Origin of the sequence: Xanthomonas sp. GPE 39 (assembly GCF_000963005.1) — a bacterium.
Lineage (GTDB): Bacteria > Pseudomonadota > Gammaproteobacteria > Xanthomonadales > Xanthomonadaceae > Xanthomonas_A.
Genome location: NZ_JZHZ01000007.1, coordinates 1,011,410 through 1,027,793, shown reverse-complemented (window position 1 = coordinate 1,027,793; position 16,384 = coordinate 1,011,410). Strand labels below are relative to the sequence as shown.

General features: G+C 65.0%; 14 protein-coding genes. 4 read left to right on the top strand and 10 right to left on the bottom strand.

All coding sequences use genetic code 11. The features are described 5' to 3' along the window. Positions 1–39: 39 nt before the first annotated feature. The 4 genes from rpsP to ffh form a co-directional block, all read right to left on the bottom strand. A complete protein-coding gene (rpsP, locus tag XALGPE39_RS04355) occupies positions 40–300 on the bottom strand; it encodes a 30S ribosomal protein S16 (RefSeq protein WP_045727139.1) in 261 nt (86 codons plus the stop codon). Positions 301–393: 93 nt separating this feature from the next. Next, positions 394–1,194 (bottom strand): aminotransferase class IV family protein, encoded by an 801-nt coding sequence (locus tag XALGPE39_RS04350; RefSeq protein WP_045727138.1) that lies wholly within the window; start codon positions 1,192–1,194, stop codon positions 394–396. Next, positions 1,191–2,255 (bottom strand): nitronate monooxygenase, encoded by a 1,065-nt coding sequence (locus tag XALGPE39_RS04345; protein WP_045728957.1) that lies wholly within the window; start codon positions 2,253–2,255, stop codon positions 1,191–1,193. The genes XALGPE39_RS04350 and XALGPE39_RS04345 overlap by 4 nt, the downstream gene beginning before the upstream one ends. Positions 2,256–2,419: 164 nt before the next feature. After that, positions 2,420–3,793, bottom strand: coding sequence for a signal recognition particle protein (gene ffh / locus XALGPE39_RS04340; RefSeq protein WP_045727137.1), 1,374 nt, complete (start codon positions 3,791–3,793; stop codon positions 2,420–2,422). A 116-nt stretch (positions 3,794–3,909) separates the two neighbouring features. On the opposite strand from ffh, the gene ccsA reads away from it, so the two are divergent. Beyond that, the gene (gene ccsA / locus XALGPE39_RS04335) at positions 3,910–4,704 is read left to right on the top strand and encodes a cytochrome c biogenesis protein CcsA (RefSeq protein ID WP_045727136.1); all 795 of its coding nucleotides are present in this window, start codon (positions 3,910–3,912) and stop codon (positions 4,702–4,704) included. A 162-nt stretch (positions 4,705–4,866) separates the two neighbouring features. On the opposite strand, the gene XALGPE39_RS04330 is transcribed toward ccsA, so the two are convergent. After that, on the bottom strand, positions 4,867–5,919 hold the full coding sequence (locus XALGPE39_RS04330; protein WP_045727135.1) for an aldose epimerase family protein: 1,053 nt from the start codon (positions 5,917–5,919) through the stop codon (positions 4,867–4,869). Between the two features lie 434 nt (positions 5,920–6,353). Here XALGPE39_RS04330 and XALGPE39_RS04325 point away from each other — a divergent pair, with 434 nt between their 5' ends. Together XALGPE39_RS04325 and XALGPE39_RS04320 are read left to right on the top strand one after the other, a co-directional pair. Continuing rightward, positions 6,354–7,943, top strand: coding sequence for an alpha-L-arabinofuranosidase C-terminal domain-containing protein (locus tag XALGPE39_RS04325; protein WP_082061825.1), 1,590 nt, complete (start codon positions 6,354–6,356; stop codon positions 7,941–7,943). 240 nt (positions 7,944–8,183) lie between these two features. Continuing rightward, complete coding sequence (locus tag XALGPE39_RS04320; protein ID WP_045728955.1) at positions 8,184–9,452, top strand: cation:proton antiporter; 1,269 nt, start codon at positions 8,184–8,186, stop codon at positions 9,450–9,452. Positions 9,453–9,462: 10 nt separating this feature from the next. Here the strand turns inward: XALGPE39_RS04320 and yjfF are convergent, their stop codons facing one another. From yjfF to araD1, 5 genes are all read right to left on the bottom strand, one after another. Then, positions 9,463–10,500 (bottom strand): galactofuranose ABC transporter, permease protein YjfF, encoded by a 1,038-nt coding sequence (gene yjfF / locus XALGPE39_RS04315; RefSeq protein ID WP_045727134.1) that lies wholly within the window; start codon positions 10,498–10,500, stop codon positions 9,463–9,465. Further along, on the bottom strand, positions 10,497–11,552 hold the full coding sequence (locus XALGPE39_RS04310; RefSeq protein ID WP_045727133.1) for an ABC transporter permease: 1,056 nt from the start codon (positions 11,550–11,552) through the stop codon (positions 10,497–10,499). The genes yjfF and XALGPE39_RS04310 overlap by 4 nt, the downstream gene beginning before the upstream one ends. Then, positions 11,549–13,063 (bottom strand): sugar ABC transporter ATP-binding protein, encoded by a 1,515-nt coding sequence (locus XALGPE39_RS04305; protein ID WP_200893860.1) that lies wholly within the window; start codon positions 13,061–13,063, stop codon positions 11,549–11,551. The genes XALGPE39_RS04310 and XALGPE39_RS04305 overlap by 4 nt, the downstream gene beginning before the upstream one ends. 11 nt (positions 13,064–13,074) lie before the next feature. Next, positions 13,075–14,067, bottom strand: coding sequence for an ABC transporter substrate-binding protein (locus XALGPE39_RS04300; RefSeq protein WP_235429745.1), 993 nt, complete (start codon positions 14,065–14,067; stop codon positions 13,075–13,077). A 99-nt stretch (positions 14,068–14,166) separates the two neighbouring features. Next, positions 14,167–15,174 (bottom strand): AraD1 family protein, encoded by a 1,008-nt coding sequence (gene araD1, locus XALGPE39_RS04295; RefSeq protein ID WP_045727131.1) that lies wholly within the window; start codon positions 15,172–15,174, stop codon positions 14,167–14,169. Positions 15,175–15,326: 152 nt separating this feature from the next. On the opposite strand from araD1, the gene XALGPE39_RS04290 reads away from it, so the two are divergent. After that, complete coding sequence (locus XALGPE39_RS04290) at positions 15,327–16,304, top strand: LysR substrate-binding domain-containing protein (protein ID WP_045727130.1); 978 nt, start codon at positions 15,327–15,329, stop codon at positions 16,302–16,304. The last annotated feature ends 80 nt before the right edge of the window (positions 16,305–16,384 follow it).

Genomic DNA, 16,384 nt, shown 5'->3' with positions numbered 1-16,384 from the left:
AAACGCAAGGGCCGCGCGCAGATGGCGCGGCCCGCAGGATCAGGCCGCGGTGGCCTGGGCCTTGCTGGCGTCCTTGTACAGGTTGCGCACCTTGTCGGTCAGTTGCGCGCCATTGGACACCCAATGGTCGACCCGTGCCAGATCCAGCACCACGCGCGGCTCGGCACCCTGCGCAACCGGGTTGTAGTAGCCCAGGCGTTCGATGTTACGGCCGTCGCGCGCGCTGCGCACGTCGGTGACGATGATGTGGTAGAAGGGGCGCTTCTTGGCGCCGCCACGGGTAAGGCGGATCTTGACCATGGTTGAATTCCGGTATTGCCCAGTCGCCAGGATGGCGCGGTGAACTGCCAATGATAGCTACCCCGGCGCCCTGTGCCAAGTCGCCGCAACCGTTCAGATCGTCTGCCATGGCTGGGTGCGCAATGCGGCCTCCAGCAGTTCCAGCACTTCCCCGGCAGGCCGCAACGCGCGGCCATCCACCGTGGCGATGGCCTGCTGACCACGGGCATTACAGACAAATGCGGCCATGCCCGCATCCAATTCGTGCAATTGCAACGGCCGCACCTGCTGCGCCACGCCCAACGCATCCAAGCCGGCCTGCAACAAACGCTCCTGGGTGCCACGCAAAGCAGGTGCCTGCGGCCAATGCACAGAGTGTCCATCCCACGCGCCCAGGTTCCAGGTCGTGCCCTCGGCCACTGCTCCATTCGCATCGATGAACAACGCATCGTCACATCCGGCCTGCATCGCCAGACGGCGCTGGTGAAAGGCAGCGAAGGTGCCGACATGCTTGACCTGCGGCAATTCGCGCGCGAACACGCTGCTGCGCAGGCGCAATGGCGCGAGGTCCGCCACCGCTGGCACATCCAGCGAAACCAGCAACTCCGGCGCGCACACCGCATCGGCACGACGCAAGGTAAAACTCGGCGAGAACACGGTGGCGCGCAACGAGGCATCGGCATGCCCGAACTCGATCAGCGCCGCGCGCAGTTCGTCACGCACGCGCTCGGCCGGCAACGCACTGCCCAATAGCAATCGACTGGCATCATCTAACCGCCGCAGATGCAGATCCAGACCGCGCACTGCACCGTCGCGCACCTGCAGCGTCGTGAAGTGACCATAGTTGACCAGCGCCGCCGCTGCCAACACGTCCGCATCCGCAAGCCGCCCGGCATGAAAGATTCGCGCGCTCATCGCAAGGCCTGCGCTTGCGCCCACCACTGCGCCACCAGGTCCGCCGCTGGCTGCGCCTGGGCCATCCATGCCGATTGTCCAGCCCATGCCTGCATCGTCGGCAGATAATCGGCCTGCTGCGCGGCTTGACGCATCGGCGCGGTCAAACCGCGCTGCACAGGGTATGGCCGTGGCTCTGGCGCCCCAGGTGCAGCGGCGGCGCGGACATACTCATTGCTCAGCGCGCGACCCAGGCGGCCAGAGAAGGCGCGCGTCAGCACTCCATGTTCGGGTTCGGCCTGAGCCAAGGCATTGGCCCAGGCCGGGGCCAATGCCGCTTCTGGCGTGCGTAACAAGGCCGTGCCGATCTGCACCGCACTGGCCCCCAGAGCCAATGCGGCGGCGATGCCGCGACCGTCACCGATGCCGCCAGCGGCGATCACCGGCACCTGCAGGCAATCGACCAGACGTGGCAACAGCGCGAACAATCCTGTCAATTGCCGCTCGGCGCTGGCCGCATCAAACGCACCGCGATGGCCACCAGCCTCCGCCCCCTGCGCGACCACCGCATCGGCACCCGCCTCCTGCGCAGCCAGCGCTTCCTCCAACGTGGTGGCACAGGCAAACCAGGCGATGCCGGCCTGCTTCAATTGCGCGACAAAATCGGGCGGGAAGAGTCCCATGATCGAGGAGGCCACCAGCGGGCGCGCCTCCAACACGGCGGCGCATTGCGCAGCGAAGTCAATTGGCGCCGCGTCGCCAGCGCCAGGCTCCACCGACACCCCCCAGGCGCTCAGAAAAGCACACATCTCGGCCTCGGCGGTCGCATCGCGCAACGGCGGCGGATCGGGCACCCAGAGATTGATCTGGACCGCTCCGCCACCGACAGCACGAAAAGCCCGCATCCACGCGAGGATGTCCTGCGGCGAGGACAACACCGCGCCCATTGCGCCCATACCACCGGCCGCAGCGACTGCTGCCGATAGTGGGACCGGACAGGCGCCTGCCATCGGGCTGAGCAGCACCGGCAGACCCAACCCGAACCGCTGCCGAAAGGCATCGACCCGCGACAAGTCCCTCATCATGCGCCTCCAGCGACCAACACAACGCGCATGGTAACGGCGGCAGAGCGCACCCATCGCGCAATCACAACCGCATCGCCCCGCCTCACCTCGACTACAGCGGCAAGATCACGCACAGGCAGCAAGCACCGACAAGGACACACGGGCCGTGCCGTAATCGGCACTCAGCGGAACGGCATGCCGCCCCCCATACCGCCCATCATGCCCTTCATCCCACGCATCAGCCCCTTCATGCCGCCGCCAGCGAGCTTGCCCATCATCTTTTCCATCTGCTGGAACTGCTTCATCAACTTGTTGACGTCGGCCGGCTGGGTACCGGAACCACGAGCGATACGCGCGCGGCGCGAACCGTTGAGCAAGGTCGGATTACGCCGCTCCTTCTTGGTCATCGAGCCGATGATGGCGATCATGCGCGGCACTTCCTTGTTACCGGCCACTTGCTGCTTGAGATGCTCGGGGATCTGCCCCATGCCCGGCAACTTGTCCATCAGCCCCGACAAACCGCCCATGTTCTGCATCTGCTCAAGCTGGTCGCGCATGTCGTTGAGGTCGAACTTCTTGCCCTTGGCGACTTTCTCCGCCAGCTTCTGTGCCTTGTCCTTGTCGACCTGCTGCTCGACCTGCTCGACCAGCGACAGCACGTCGCCCATGTCCAGGATGCGGCTGGCCAGACGGTCGGGATGGAACACATCCAGCCCATCGGGTTTTTCGCCGACGCCGATGAACTTGATCGGCCTGCCGGTGATGTAACGCACGCTCAGTGCGGCACCGCCGCGCGCATCGCCATCGGTTTTGGTCAACACCACACCCGTGAGCGGCAACGCTTCGCTGAATGCCTTGGCGGTGTTGGCTGCGTCCTGGCCGGTCATGGCATCCACCACGAACAGGGTTTCGGCCGGGGTGATCGCGGCATGCAGCGCCTTGATTTCGGCCATCATGGCTTCGTCAATCGCCAGACGGCCGGCGGTATCGACCAGCAGCACGTCAACGAAGGACTTGCGCGCATCGGCGATGGCGGCACGCACGATATCCACCGGCTGCTGCGAGGATTCGGACGGGAAGAACAACACGCCGACCTGCTCGGCCAGGGTCTTGAGCTGTTCGATCGCGGCAGGCCGATACACGTCGGCGCTGACCACCATCACTTTCTTCTTGCGCTTTTCCTTCAAATGCTTGGCCAGCTTGCCGACCGTGGTGGTCTTACCCGCACCCTGCAAGCCCGCCATCAACACGATGGCTGGTGCCGGCACGTTGAGGTTGAGGTCGCTGGCGGCCGACCCCATCACCGCGGTCAACTCGTCACGCACCACTTTGATCAGCGCCTGGCCCGGAGTCAGGCTCTTGAGCACTTCCTGACCGACCGCGCGCACCTTGATGCGCTCGATCAGCGCCTGCACCACCGGCAGCGCAACGTCGGCCTCGAGCAGGGCAATGCGCACTTCGCGCGTGGCTTCGCGGATGTTCTCCTCGGTCAGGCGGCCACGCCCGCGCAGGCGCTGCATGGTGCCGGAGAGACGCTGGGTAAGAGATTCGAACATGCGGGCGGGTCGCGAACGGGAAACGGCTGCCGATTATAGCCCTGTGCACCGGCGACTCCCGTGGCGCGGCGGCCACCGCTATCACCAGGGGCGGCGCGATATGCGAAACTGAGGCGATGCTTCTCCTCTTCGTTGCCACACTCTCCTACCTGACCGCGACCGGCCTGCTCGTCGCTACAGTCGTGCGCGACCGGGTGGAGCGCAGCCGCGCATGGCTGTGGCCGGCATTGCCGGCGGTGGTTCTGCATGCCGCGTACCACGTGCAGGTAGCACTGCATACCGCCGGTGGCCCGGACATGCACTTCTTCGCCGCACTGTCACTGGTGAGCCTGGGCATGGCGTTGATGACCACACTGGTCGGCGCCAGTGGGCGCATGGCGGCGCTCGGCGTGGTGGTCTTTCCTCTATCGGCATCCTTGTTACTGGCCTACCACGGCTATGGGCACGCGCCAGCGCCACTGCTGGATTGGCGACTGCAACTGCACGCCTGGCTGGCGTTGCTGGCCTACGCCACGCTGGGCATCGCCGCACTGCTGGCGGCGATGCTGTGGCTGCAGGAACGCGCGCTGCGGCGTCGCGACTTCCATCCTTGGTTGCGCGCGCTGCCGCCGCTGACCGCACTGGAAACCCTGTTGTTCCGCACGATCGTGGTCGGCTTCATCCTGCTCAGCCTGACCCTGTTGACCGGGGTGCTGTTCGTGCAGGATTTCCTGGCGCAACGGCTCGTGCAAAAGACCGTGCTCAGCGTGTTGTCGTGGATCGTGTTCGGCGCACTGCTGTTCGGTCGCTGGCGCTACGGCTGGCGCGGAGTCAAGGCGGTGCATTGGACCTTGGTGGCGATGCTATTGCTGCTGCTGTCGTTCTTCGGCAGCAAGTTCGTGATCGAAGTGCTGCTGGGCCACGTGCAGTAAGCGTTGCGCGCCGCCGAACAAGCGCGGCAATGCAGGCGTGTTGGTGCGCGCGCGCAAGCCGCGACACCGACACCGTGCAAATCAGCAGGGACGGCATGCACTGCGACGGCAACCGCACTAGATCGTCGTCGCAATGGCTGCTCACCGCGCGGACGCGCGGCCTCACTCGACCAGTGCCGCCTCCACCGCCGCCCAGTCGGCACCAGCACCGACCTCGGCAAAGTGATATCGGATGCGATGCCGATAGGTCTGCCCAGGGCGCAGAATCGTGTCGGGGAACCCAGGCTGGTTCGGTGCATCCGGATAGCCCTGTGGTTCCAGACAAATACCGCGTCCCAGGTGAGGATGCTGCTGGTCCAGCCCCTGTCCTTCGTACAGTTGCAGCGCCGGCATCGGACTGTCCAGACGCATCGCCACGCCACTGTGCGGCGAGTACAGCAGTGCGGTGTAGTCGCGCGCCTGCGCCAGCACCAGGCAATGGTCGTAACCGCCGCTCAGACGCAGTTGCGGATCGGCGGCGATCTCCTTGTCGGCAATGGCATGCGCCGTGCGGAAATCGAACGGCGTGCCGGCAACGCCAGCGATCTCGCCACGCGGCAGCATGCCCGCATCGCACACAGGCAAGTAGCCCTCGGTAGGTACGCGCAGCCACTGCGCCGCTGCGGCCACGGCGGGATCGCCAGCCAGGTTGAAATACGGATGATGGGTGAGGTTGAGCGGCGTGGGCGCATCGGTCTGCGCAACGAACTCCAACTCCAGACAATGCTCGTGCACACGCACCCCCGCTTCCACCCGCACCGTCCCGGGATAACCTTCCTCCCCGGCTGGCGAGTCGTAACGCAGTTGTAGTTCGCTCGTGGACTGCGCCACGACCGTCCACACCCGTCGCCCGAAACCCAGTGCGCCGCCGTGCAAATGGTTCGCCCCCTCGTTGGCAGCAAGCGTGTAACGCTGGCCATCGAGCGTGAACGCCGAACCGGCAATGCGATTGCCGAAACGCCCCACCAGCACGCCCAGATACGCTGGATCGTGCAGATACGCCTGCAAGGTCGGCAGCCCCAGCACCAGTTCGACGGGGCCGCGTGCGGTGTCCAGGCGCAAGCTGCGCAGCAGACCGCCGTAGGTCAGCAGTTCGGCACGCAGGCCTTGCCCACTGTCCAGGACCAGGCGATGAATGGCGGTGCCGTCGGGAAGATGGCCGAAAATCGATGACATGCAGACTCCAGGTTCGCCGGCACACGCGCCAGCGTGGCGTGCAGCATACCCAGGGCGGGCACGTGGCGGCCATCGCCACACAGCATCGCAGCGACGCGCAACAGCACTGACGGCGACACACCGCAGCGCAGCATTGCAATCTAGTTATACGCGAACCGATTTAAAGCATTGGTCGCCGCCTCATACGGTCCTCTATGCTCGATCCGCCGTGGACAGCGGCACCGCCCATCGCACGGTAAGGCGAACGCGAATGCAACGCAGCACGCTGCACCGGTGACGCCAGCGCGTGGCGTGCTTGCAACGCGCGGGGTTCAAACGTGTGCGCTGCGCGATGGGTATGGCGTCGGCAACACGCTGGCGCACGCCGCTGTCCGCTGTCTACGCGCCACCCTTCCCCCGCGCGATACCGCGCTGGCCAGCATAAGGAGATTCCGATGCACTCGATCCGTTCGCTGCACCACCTCGCCACGCATTGGCGGCCCCGCTTGTCACTGGCCGCCCTGGCGGCACTGACGCTGAGCACCGGACTGGCACAGGCCGGCGCGGTCCAAGTGCATGGCACGCTGGCCGCAGACCATCCAGGCGCGACCGTCTCGCGCAACCTGTTCGGCCAGTTCGCCGAACACTTGGGCAACGGCATCTATGGCGGGGTGTGGGTCGGACCGGAATCGAAGATTCCCAATACCCACGGCTATCGCAACGACGTGCTGACCGCGCTGAAGGCACTGGACGTCCCCACCATCCGCTGGCCTGGCGGCTGCTTTGCCGACGAATACCACTGGCGCGACGGCATCGGCCCGCGCAAGCAGCGCCCGACCAGCGTCAACACCCATTGGGGCGGCGTCGAAGAACCCAACAGCTTTGGCACGCACGAATTCATGGACTTCACCGAACTGCTCGGCACCCAGGCCTACGTGGCCGGTAACGTCGGCGATGCGGCGCCGGCCGAAATGGCGCAGTGGGTGGAATACATGACCGCACCGACGCACTCGACCTTGGCCGAATTGCGCCGCCACAATGGCCGCGATACGCCGTGGAAGTTGCCATTCTTCGGCGTCGGCAACGAGCTGTGGGGCTGCGGCGGCAACATGCGCGCCGAGTACGCAGCGGACGTGTTCCGTCGCTACCAGACCTTCGTCAAGTCGCCGGCCGACCAGAAAATCCTCAAGATCGCGCCAGGTCCGAGCGACAACGACTACCACTGGACCGAAGTGATGATGCGCGAGGCCAGCAAATACATGGACGGCCTGAGCATGCACTACTACACCATCCCCGGCGGCTGGCCGCCGCGCGCCTCGTCCACCACCTTCGACGAGACGGCATGGATCGAGACGCTGTCGCGCACGCTGACGATGGACGAACTGATCGCCAAACACAGCGCGATCATGGACAAGTACGACCCGGACAAAAAGATCGCGCTGGTGGTCGACGAATGGGGCACCTGGTACAAGGGCCTGCCAGACGTGAATCCAGGCTTCCTGCGGCAGCAGAACACGCTGCGCGACGCACTGGTGGCCTCGCTCAATCTGGACATCTTCGTCGCCCATGCCGACCGCGTGCGCATGGCCAATATCGCGCAGATGATCAACGTGCTGCAGGCGATGATCCTGACCGATGGCGACAAGATGCTGCTGACGCCCACCTACCATGTGTTTGCGATGTACAAGCCATACCAGGATGCGACCGCATTGCCGCTGCATTTGCAGACGCCCGACTACAAGCACGGCAGCTACACGGTGCCAGCGGTGCATGGTTCAGCGGTGCGCGCCAAGAACGGACACGTCTACGTGGCGCTGACCAATCTGGATCCCAACCACAGTGCCGATGTGGCGATCCGACTTGAAGGCGTGCAGACACACCACGTCGGCGGCCGTATTCTGAGCGCACCGGCGATGACGTCGCTCAACAGTTTCGCGCAACCGCAAGCGGTACAGCCCGCCGCCTTCGCTGGCGCCAACGTGCACGGGGACACGCTGCAGGTGACGCTGCCAGCCAAGGCCATCGTGATGCTGGAATTGCAGTAATCGCCTGTTGCGGCAGCGCCATGCGCTGCCGCAGTCGTGCGACGAGACGATGCGCAAAATAGCGCCGCCTCAGTTGTAGAGTCTGCTCGCGACAATGGCGGCGACACGACGCAAGCACCATGGATGGTCGCGCAAAATCGGCAGACCTGGCAGGCCGCGATCACAGCGGCGCTGGGGAAGCGTGGATTTCCTCACACTGCGCTCCTATCATCCGCGCAGCCATTCAGGACCCACGCCATCGTGACCACCCCGCAGTTGTCGGTGTATTTCTTTCTGCAAGCCGCCGCCATCCTGCTGGCGTGCCGGCTGGTCGGCATGCTCGCCAAACGTCTGGGCCAACCACAGGTGGTCGGCGAGATGATCGCCGGTGTCGCCCTGGGACCGTCGCTGTTCGGCGCGGCGCTGCCGGGGCTGCAGCAGGCGCTGTTCCCCAAGCAGACACTGGATACGCTGTACGTGGCCGCGCAGTTCGGCGTGGGTCTGTATATGTTTCTGGTCGGCACCGATTTTCGCGGCACGCATTTCCGCGCGCGCTACCGCAGCGCGATGCACGTATCGCTGGCCGGCATCGCCGTGCCATTCGCGCTAGGCTTCCTGCTGGTGCCATGGTTGCTGCATATACCAGCCTTGTTCTCGGCCAAGGCCAAAGGACTGGACGCATCGCTGTTCCTAGGCGCGGCGATTGCCATCACCGCATTCCCGATGTTGGCGCGGATCATCCACGAGCGCGGCCTCACCGACAGCTCGCTCGGCACCCTAGCGCTGACCGCCGGCGCGATCGACGATGCGGCGGCTTGGTGCATCCTCGCCATCGTGTTGGCGAGTTTTGGCGGCAGTTGGGGCAGCGCCTATCTGGCGATCGGCGGCGGGGTGGGCTATGCGGTATTCATGATGTTCTTGGGCCGCCATGGCTTGCGGCGGCTGGCCGACCATGTGCATCCCGACCGGCCGTTGAGCGCCAGCGTGCTGGCGGTGGTGCTGATGCTGTTCTGCCTGAGCGCCTGGGCGATGGACGCCATCGGCATCCACGCGGTGTTCGGCGGTTTCCTGCTCGGCGCCTGCCTGCCCAAGGGCGCGCTGACCGAAAAATTACGCGCGCAACTGCAGCCGTTCGTGGTGGTGTTCCTGCTCCCGATGTTCTTCACCTTCTCCGGACTCAAGACGCAACTCAGCGTACTGATGGATCCGCCACTCCTGCTGGCCGGCGTGGCGATCCTGCTGGCGTCGTTCCTGGGCAAGGGCATCGCCTGCTGGGCCGCCGCACGCGCCAGCGGCGAGAACAACCGCGACGCCATGGCCATCGGCGCACTGATGAACGCGCGCGGGCTGATGGAGCTGATCATCATCAACATCGGCCTGCAAGCCGGGGTCATCGAGCAAGGACTGTTCTCGATCCTGGTCCTGATGGCGATTGCTTCCACGCTGATGGCTACGCCGCTGTTCAACTGGGCGATGCGTCGTGGCAGCACGCACACCCCGACATCGACCGTGGCCGGCAACAACATCTAGCAATACACGCTCAACCCTCTGCCGCAGCACCCGGCACATGCCGGGTCAACAAGCGCTGCAACAAGCAGAACAGCAACAGCAGCGCGCCGATCACGATCCGTGTCCACCACGAGCTGAGCGTCCCGTCGAACACGATCAAGGTTTGGATCGCCCCCAGCATCAGCACACCGAACAGCGTACCAATCACGTAGCCGCTGCCACCGGCGAGCAGCGTGCCGCCGATCACCACGGCGGCAATCGCATCCAGTTCCAGTCCAGAGGCATGCAGGCTGTAACCGGACAGCATGTAGAACGTGCACACCACCCCGGCCAACGCAGAACAAAAACCGCTGAAGGCATACACCCGGACCTGAGTGGCGTCCACCGGCAACCCCATCAGCCGCGCCGAGGTCTCGCTGCCGCCCAACGCATACACGCAACGACCGAAGCGCGTGCAATGCGCCAACCACATGCCCAGCGCCACCGTCGCCAGCGCGATCAACGCGCCGACCGACAGCGAGGCACCAGCCGCAACCGGCACGCGCGTTTGGGCGATCGCCCGGTACAGCGTATTGGTGATCGGAATGGAATCGACGCTGACCAGATAGCTGGCGCCACGCGCCAGGAACATGCCCGCCAGCGTGACCACGAACGGCTGCAAACGGTAACGCTGGATCAGCACGCCCATGCCAGCGCCGAAGGCAGTGCCAATCAACAACACCAGTGGGATCACCGCCAACGGCGACCAACCGTGACGTTCGACCAGCGACGCCGACACCACCGTGGTGAACGCCAGCACCGCGCCCACCGACAAATCGATGCCGCCACTGAGGATCACCAGGCTCATGCCGACCGCGACAATGCACAGGAAGGCATTGTCGATCAGCAGATTGGCCAGGACCTGCGGCGACAGAAAGCCATCGTAGAGCACGCCACCGACGCCAAGCATCGCCACGAACAGGACCACGGTGATCGCCAACGGCAGACGCGCGCCATGCAGCCACGCTGCGACGCTGCGCATGCCATCCTGCATGCCTTGCACGGCAGCGCGCGGTGCGGGCGCGCTCATCGCGCCTCCCCCGCAGACGGTCGCCGTACCCAAGCGCGCACGCTGGCGCGGAACCGTGGCGATTGCAGCAGCATCACCGCGAATACCAGCAGCGCCTTGATCAACATAGTGACCTGCGCCGGCACGCCAAGCGCATAGATGGTGGCGGTCAGGGTCTGGATGATCAGCGCGCCGATCACGCTCCCCGCGAGGCTGAAGCGACCACCGTCGAGCAAGGTACCGCCAAGCGTCACCGCGAGAATCGCGTCGAGTTCCATCAATTGCCCAGCATTGTTGGCATCGGCACTCTTGACGTTGGAACTGATCAACACTCCGGCCAGGCCCGCGCTGAACGCGCAGAACACGTACAACAGCACGGCAATCAGCCGCGCCCTGACCCCGGCCACGCGCGCCGCGCGCGGATTGTGGCCGATGGCACGCACGAACAAGCCCAACGCCGTGCGTCCAAGCAACCACTGCAAAATCAGGAAAACCACCGCGACCACGAACAGCGCGAACGGCAACCCGAACAAAAATCCATTACCGAAATAAAAGTAAGGCGCATAGTAGATGGTCAAAATTTGTCCATCGCCGATCAACTGGGCGATGCCGCGTCCGGCCACCATCAGGATCAACGTGGCGATGATCGGCTGCATGCCGATCTTGACCACCAGCAGCCCGTTGCACAGCCCACACAACGCCGCGACCAGCAGCGGTGCCAGCAACACGACCCAGAGCGGAAAACGACTGTGTTCGCCGCCACCGATGGTCCAGGCCGCCACCATCGCGGCAATCGCCACCACCGCACCGACCGAGATATCCAGCCCACGCACCGCGATGACCAAGGTCATGCCCAACGCCACCAGCGCCAACGGCGCGGCACGGTTGCCGATATCGATCAAGGTGCCGTACAGATGTCCATCGCGCCATTGCAACGACAGGAAACCCGGATTCCACACGCCATTGCCGAGCAGCAACAAGGCCAGCGTGGCCAGCGGCCAGAACAACGGATGCGCGCGCAACTGCGCCAGCCATCGCCATAGGTGTGCAACGGATACGCTGTGCGTGTTCATGCCACCGTACTCCCCGCGATCAGATCGAACACCGCGCGCTCGCCGCAGCCACCCGGCAGTTCGCCGACCAGGCGGCGCTCGCGCAGCACCGCGATACGGTCGGCGATGCGCGCAATCTCCGCGACCTCGGCGGAAATGAACACCACCGCCATGCCCTCGCGCGCCAGCGCCAGAATGCGGGTCATGATGTCCTGCTTGGCCGCGATGTCGATCCCACGCGTGGGCTCGTCCAGGATCAACACACGCGGCTGCGTCGCCAGCCAGCGCGCCAGCACCACTTTTTGCTGATTGCCGCCGGACAACAAGCCCACCGGCGTTTCCACGCTGGCGGTCTTGATCGCCAACGCATCGACGAAGCGCTCGGCGATGCGCCGCTGTTCCGCCGGGGCCAGAAAACGACGCAGCCCCCGACGTGCCTGCAGCGCCAACACGATGTTCTCGCGCACCGATAGCTCAGCGACGATGCCATCGGTCTTGCGCTCTTCCGGACACAATGCAAAACCATGAGCAATCGCATCGGGCGGACCGCGCAGCGCCACCGCACGGCCATCGATGAGCACGCGGCCGCACTCGGCGCGATCCAGGCCAAACAGCAGCCGGGCCAGTTCGGTGCGGCCAGCGCCCAGCAGACCGGCCAAGCCCAGTACCTGCCCACGGTGCACGTGCAGATCGGTCGGATGCAGGTGGCCGCGCCGGCCCAGTCCCTGCAACTGCACCAGCGCAGGCCCCTGCTCGGTCAGCGGCGCCGCGACCGCCTCCGCCGCAGCCGCCGCTGGATCGAGCGCGCGCCCGACCATCGCCGCGATCAGTTGCGGCGCGGGCAGCTCCACCGGGGTGTATTCGCCAACCAGACGACCATTGCGCAAAACGCTGATGCGGTCGGACACCGCATAGACCTGATCGAGAAAATGGGTGACGAACAGAATCGCCATACCTTGCGCGCGCAGCCCACGCATCACCCGGAATAAATCGGCGACCTCGCCTTCGTCGAGGCTGGAGGTCGGTTCGTCGAGAATCAACACCCGCGCCGAGACGCTCACCGCGCGCGCGATCGCCACCATCTGCTGCACCGCCACCGGATACGTGGACAACGCCCGGCGCACGTCGATGGCAACACCCAATCGCTGCAGGCAAGCCTGCGCATCGCGCTCGACCCGGCGCCAATCGATCCGCCGCAGCCAGCCCTTCATTGGATAGCGGCCGGCGAACAGATTCTCCGCCACCGACAGGTTCGGGCACAGATTCACTTCCTGGTACACGGTGCTGATGCCCAAGCGCTGCGCCTGCAACGGCGAGGCCGGCACAATCGCCACGCCATCGAGCGCGATACGCCCCGCGTCGGCGGCAACCACCCCGGTCAACAACTTAATCAGAGTCGATTTACCAGCGCCGTTCTGGCCCATCAGCGCATGGATCTCGCCGCCGCGCAGGCGCAACGCCACATCCTCCAGCGCAGCGACGCCGGCATAGGCTTTGCTCAAGCCCTGCGCCTCCAGCACGAGCGGATTCATGCGCGCGTCCGTCAGTATTTGCGCTTGGGCAGTTCGGCCGCGGCCTGCGCCTGGGTGTACACCGCCTCCTGGACCACGATGCGCTTGGGCAGCGGCTTACCAGCCTTGATGTCGCGTATCGCCTGCACCAATTGCGGACCAAGCAGCGGATTGCACTCCACGGTGACGTTGAGCTTGCCGGCCTGCATGGCTTCGAACGCGCCCTTCACCCCATCGATGGAGATCACCAGGATGTCCCTGCCGGGCTTCAATCCCGCCTCTTCGATGGCCTGGATCGCACCGATCGCCATGTCGTCGTTATGTGCGTACACCACGTCGATGTGGCGGCCTTCGGCTTTCAGGAATGCTTCCATCACTTCCTTGCCCTTGGCCCGGGTGAAGTCGCCACTTTGCGAGCGCACCACCTGGAAGCGCGGATTACCGGCGATGATTTCCTTGAAACCGCGCATGCGGTCAATCGCCGGCGCCGACCCCACCGTGCCCTGCAATTCAACGATGCGCACGGGCTGATTGCCATCCTTCAGCGGCGACTGTTGCAGCAACCAGCGTGCGGCCTTGCGCCCTTCCTCGACGAAGTCCGAGCCGATCAGGGTGACGTACAAATTATCGTCGGATACCTTCACCGCACGGTCGGTGAGCACCACCGGAATGTTGGCGGCCTTGGCCTCGCGCAGCACGGTCTCCCAACCCGATTCCACCACCGGCGAAAACGCGATCACGTCCACGTGTTGAGCGATGAACGAGCGCAGCGCCTTGATCTGATTTTCCTGCTTCTGCTGCGCATCGGAGAACTTCAACTTCATTCCGGCATCAGCGATGGCCTGCTTGATCGAGGCAGTGTTGGCGGTGCGCCATTCGCTCTCGGCACCCACCTGACTGAAGCCGACCGTGACCTGACCCGATGCCTTGCCCGCCTCCTTGCCGCCACCGGAGCATCCAGCCAGCGCCAATCCCAGCACTGCCAGCATCCCCAACATCGCCGCACGCATTCCCGAGTTCTGCATAGCCCTTCCTCACTTGGTTGGCGCGCGGATAACGCATGCGGCATTCGCACCGCAGCGGCCGCCTGGCCTTCCAGGTCGGCGCGCGCATGGGATCGATCTCTACAACACGCGCACGCCACCTAGGTCGAATCCAGCGGGCACCCGCTGCAGCGGATTGACCAACGCTGCGCCCAAGGCCGGCAGTTCGATCTCGAAACGATCACCCGGCTGCGCCTGCACACCGTCGGCGAAACTGAGCGTGGCCGTGCCGAAAAAGTGCAGATGCACATCGCCCGGCACACGGTGCGCGGCGTACTTGAAATGGTGGTATTCGAGATTGGCCAGCGAATGGCACATATTGGCTTCGCCGGTGACGAACGGTTTTTCCCAGATCACCGTCTCGCCACGACGGATACGGCTGCTACCGCGCAGGTCGCGCGGCAACTCGCCACTGCGCAGTTCCGGCCCCACCGCGCAGGCGCGCAACTTGGAATGGGCCAGATACAGATAGTTCTGCCGCTCGGTGACGTGATCGGAAAATTCATTGCCCAGCGCAAAGCCCAGCCGATACGGCACCCCATCGGCAGCGATCACGTACAAGCCGACCAATTCCGGCTCCTCACCGCCATCCAGGGCGAAATCCGGCGACGGCAGCGCCGCGCCAGGAGCCACCAGAATGCTGCCATCGCCCTTGTAAAACCACTCCGGCTGCGCGCCGGGGCGGCCATCGCGCGGGATGCCCCCTTCCACGCCAAGCTGGAAGATTTTCATCGAATCGGTGAGCGTGCCGGCATGTGCCTGCTGCTGCAGATTCTGGTGCATGGCATCACGGGTGGCGGCACTGCCCAGATGGGTCAGGCCAGTACCGGTGACGCGGCAGTGCGCCGGGTCTGGATGGGTCAACGGCGACAAGACCCGGCCATTGGCCAGCAACTCGGCGTAATCCAGCACACGCTCGCTACGCAGGCCCATGGCTTGCTCATCCAGACTGCAACCAGCAGCCAGCGCCGCATTGGCCAGGGCGTAGGTCGAGGCGACCTCGCGCAGCACTCGCACCTGGGTGCCTTCGGCTTCAACCACGCCTACAGCGGTCACGCCGGAGGCCTCGCGCAACTGGATCAATCGCATGAATCGGTCGCCTGTGGAAATACGGGGGAAACCTCGCGCGGCGCAGCACGCACACCACGCGAGGTGCGCGGTCATTCTGGCCGGATGACCTATATGCAACAAATATCGGTTTTGGCTTAACTTATACGAACATTCGTATACTTCACTGCATCATGTCTGCCACCACGCCCTGGTTCGTCCGCGCCCGCCTCAAGACCCGGCAACTGATGCTGCTGCTGGCCATCGACGAAGCAGGCAACATCCATCGTGCCGCCGAGACATTGAACATGTCGCAACCGGCCGCCTCCAAGCTGTTGAAGGATCTGGAGGACATGCTGGCCGTCAGCCTGTTCGACCGCCTGCCGCGCGGGATGCGCGCGACCTGGTACGGGGAGACGTTGATCCGCCACGCGCGCATCGCCCTGGCCAGCCTCAACGAGGCCGGCGCCGAGATCGAAGCGCTGAGAGCCGGCTATGCCGGCAACGTCAGCGTCGGTGCGATCGCCGGTCCGGCGATGAGCCTGCTGCCCACGGCACTGGCCCAGGTCGGCGCGCAACATCCGTTACTGCGCGTGGCATTGCGCGTGGACGGCAGCGACGTGCTGCTGGAACAACTGACGCAGAACAAGCTCGACATCGTGGTCGCGCGGCTGTTAGCACGTCACGACAAGCGTCACCTGCACTATCAGGCGCTGGCCGAGGAGCACATCTGCGCCATCGTCCGTCCCGGGCATCCGCTGCTGGCAGGCCCACCACCGTCGCTACGTGAACTGGCCGATGCCGCCTGGATCGTGCCACCGGACGGCAGCGTGTTGCGCCACCGCTTCGAGCTGATGTTCCAGAACGCCGGGCTGGAAGCGCCCAAACGCGTACTGGAAACCTCCGCGCTGGCGGTGCTGCCGCAATTACTGCGGCACAGCGATCATGTCGCAGTCGTGCCGGTGGACATCGCCCGACATTTCGCCGACCACGGCAGCGTGGCACTCGTGCCGGTGGAGCTATCCTGCCGCATGGATGCGTTCGGCATCATCACCCGCAGGGACTGGCTGCTCTCACCCGGCGCGCGGATCATGCTGCAAGCCCTGCAGGAGGCCGCCGCCAGCGTGTATGGCGCGAGCATGCCAGACACCGAGCCGCTCCCCCACGGATGACACCCGCGCCGCTACGCAAGGACGATGCACAGCTCCAGCGCATCCCTGCGCGCTTGCTATCGCAGCGCAGTTCGTCGCCG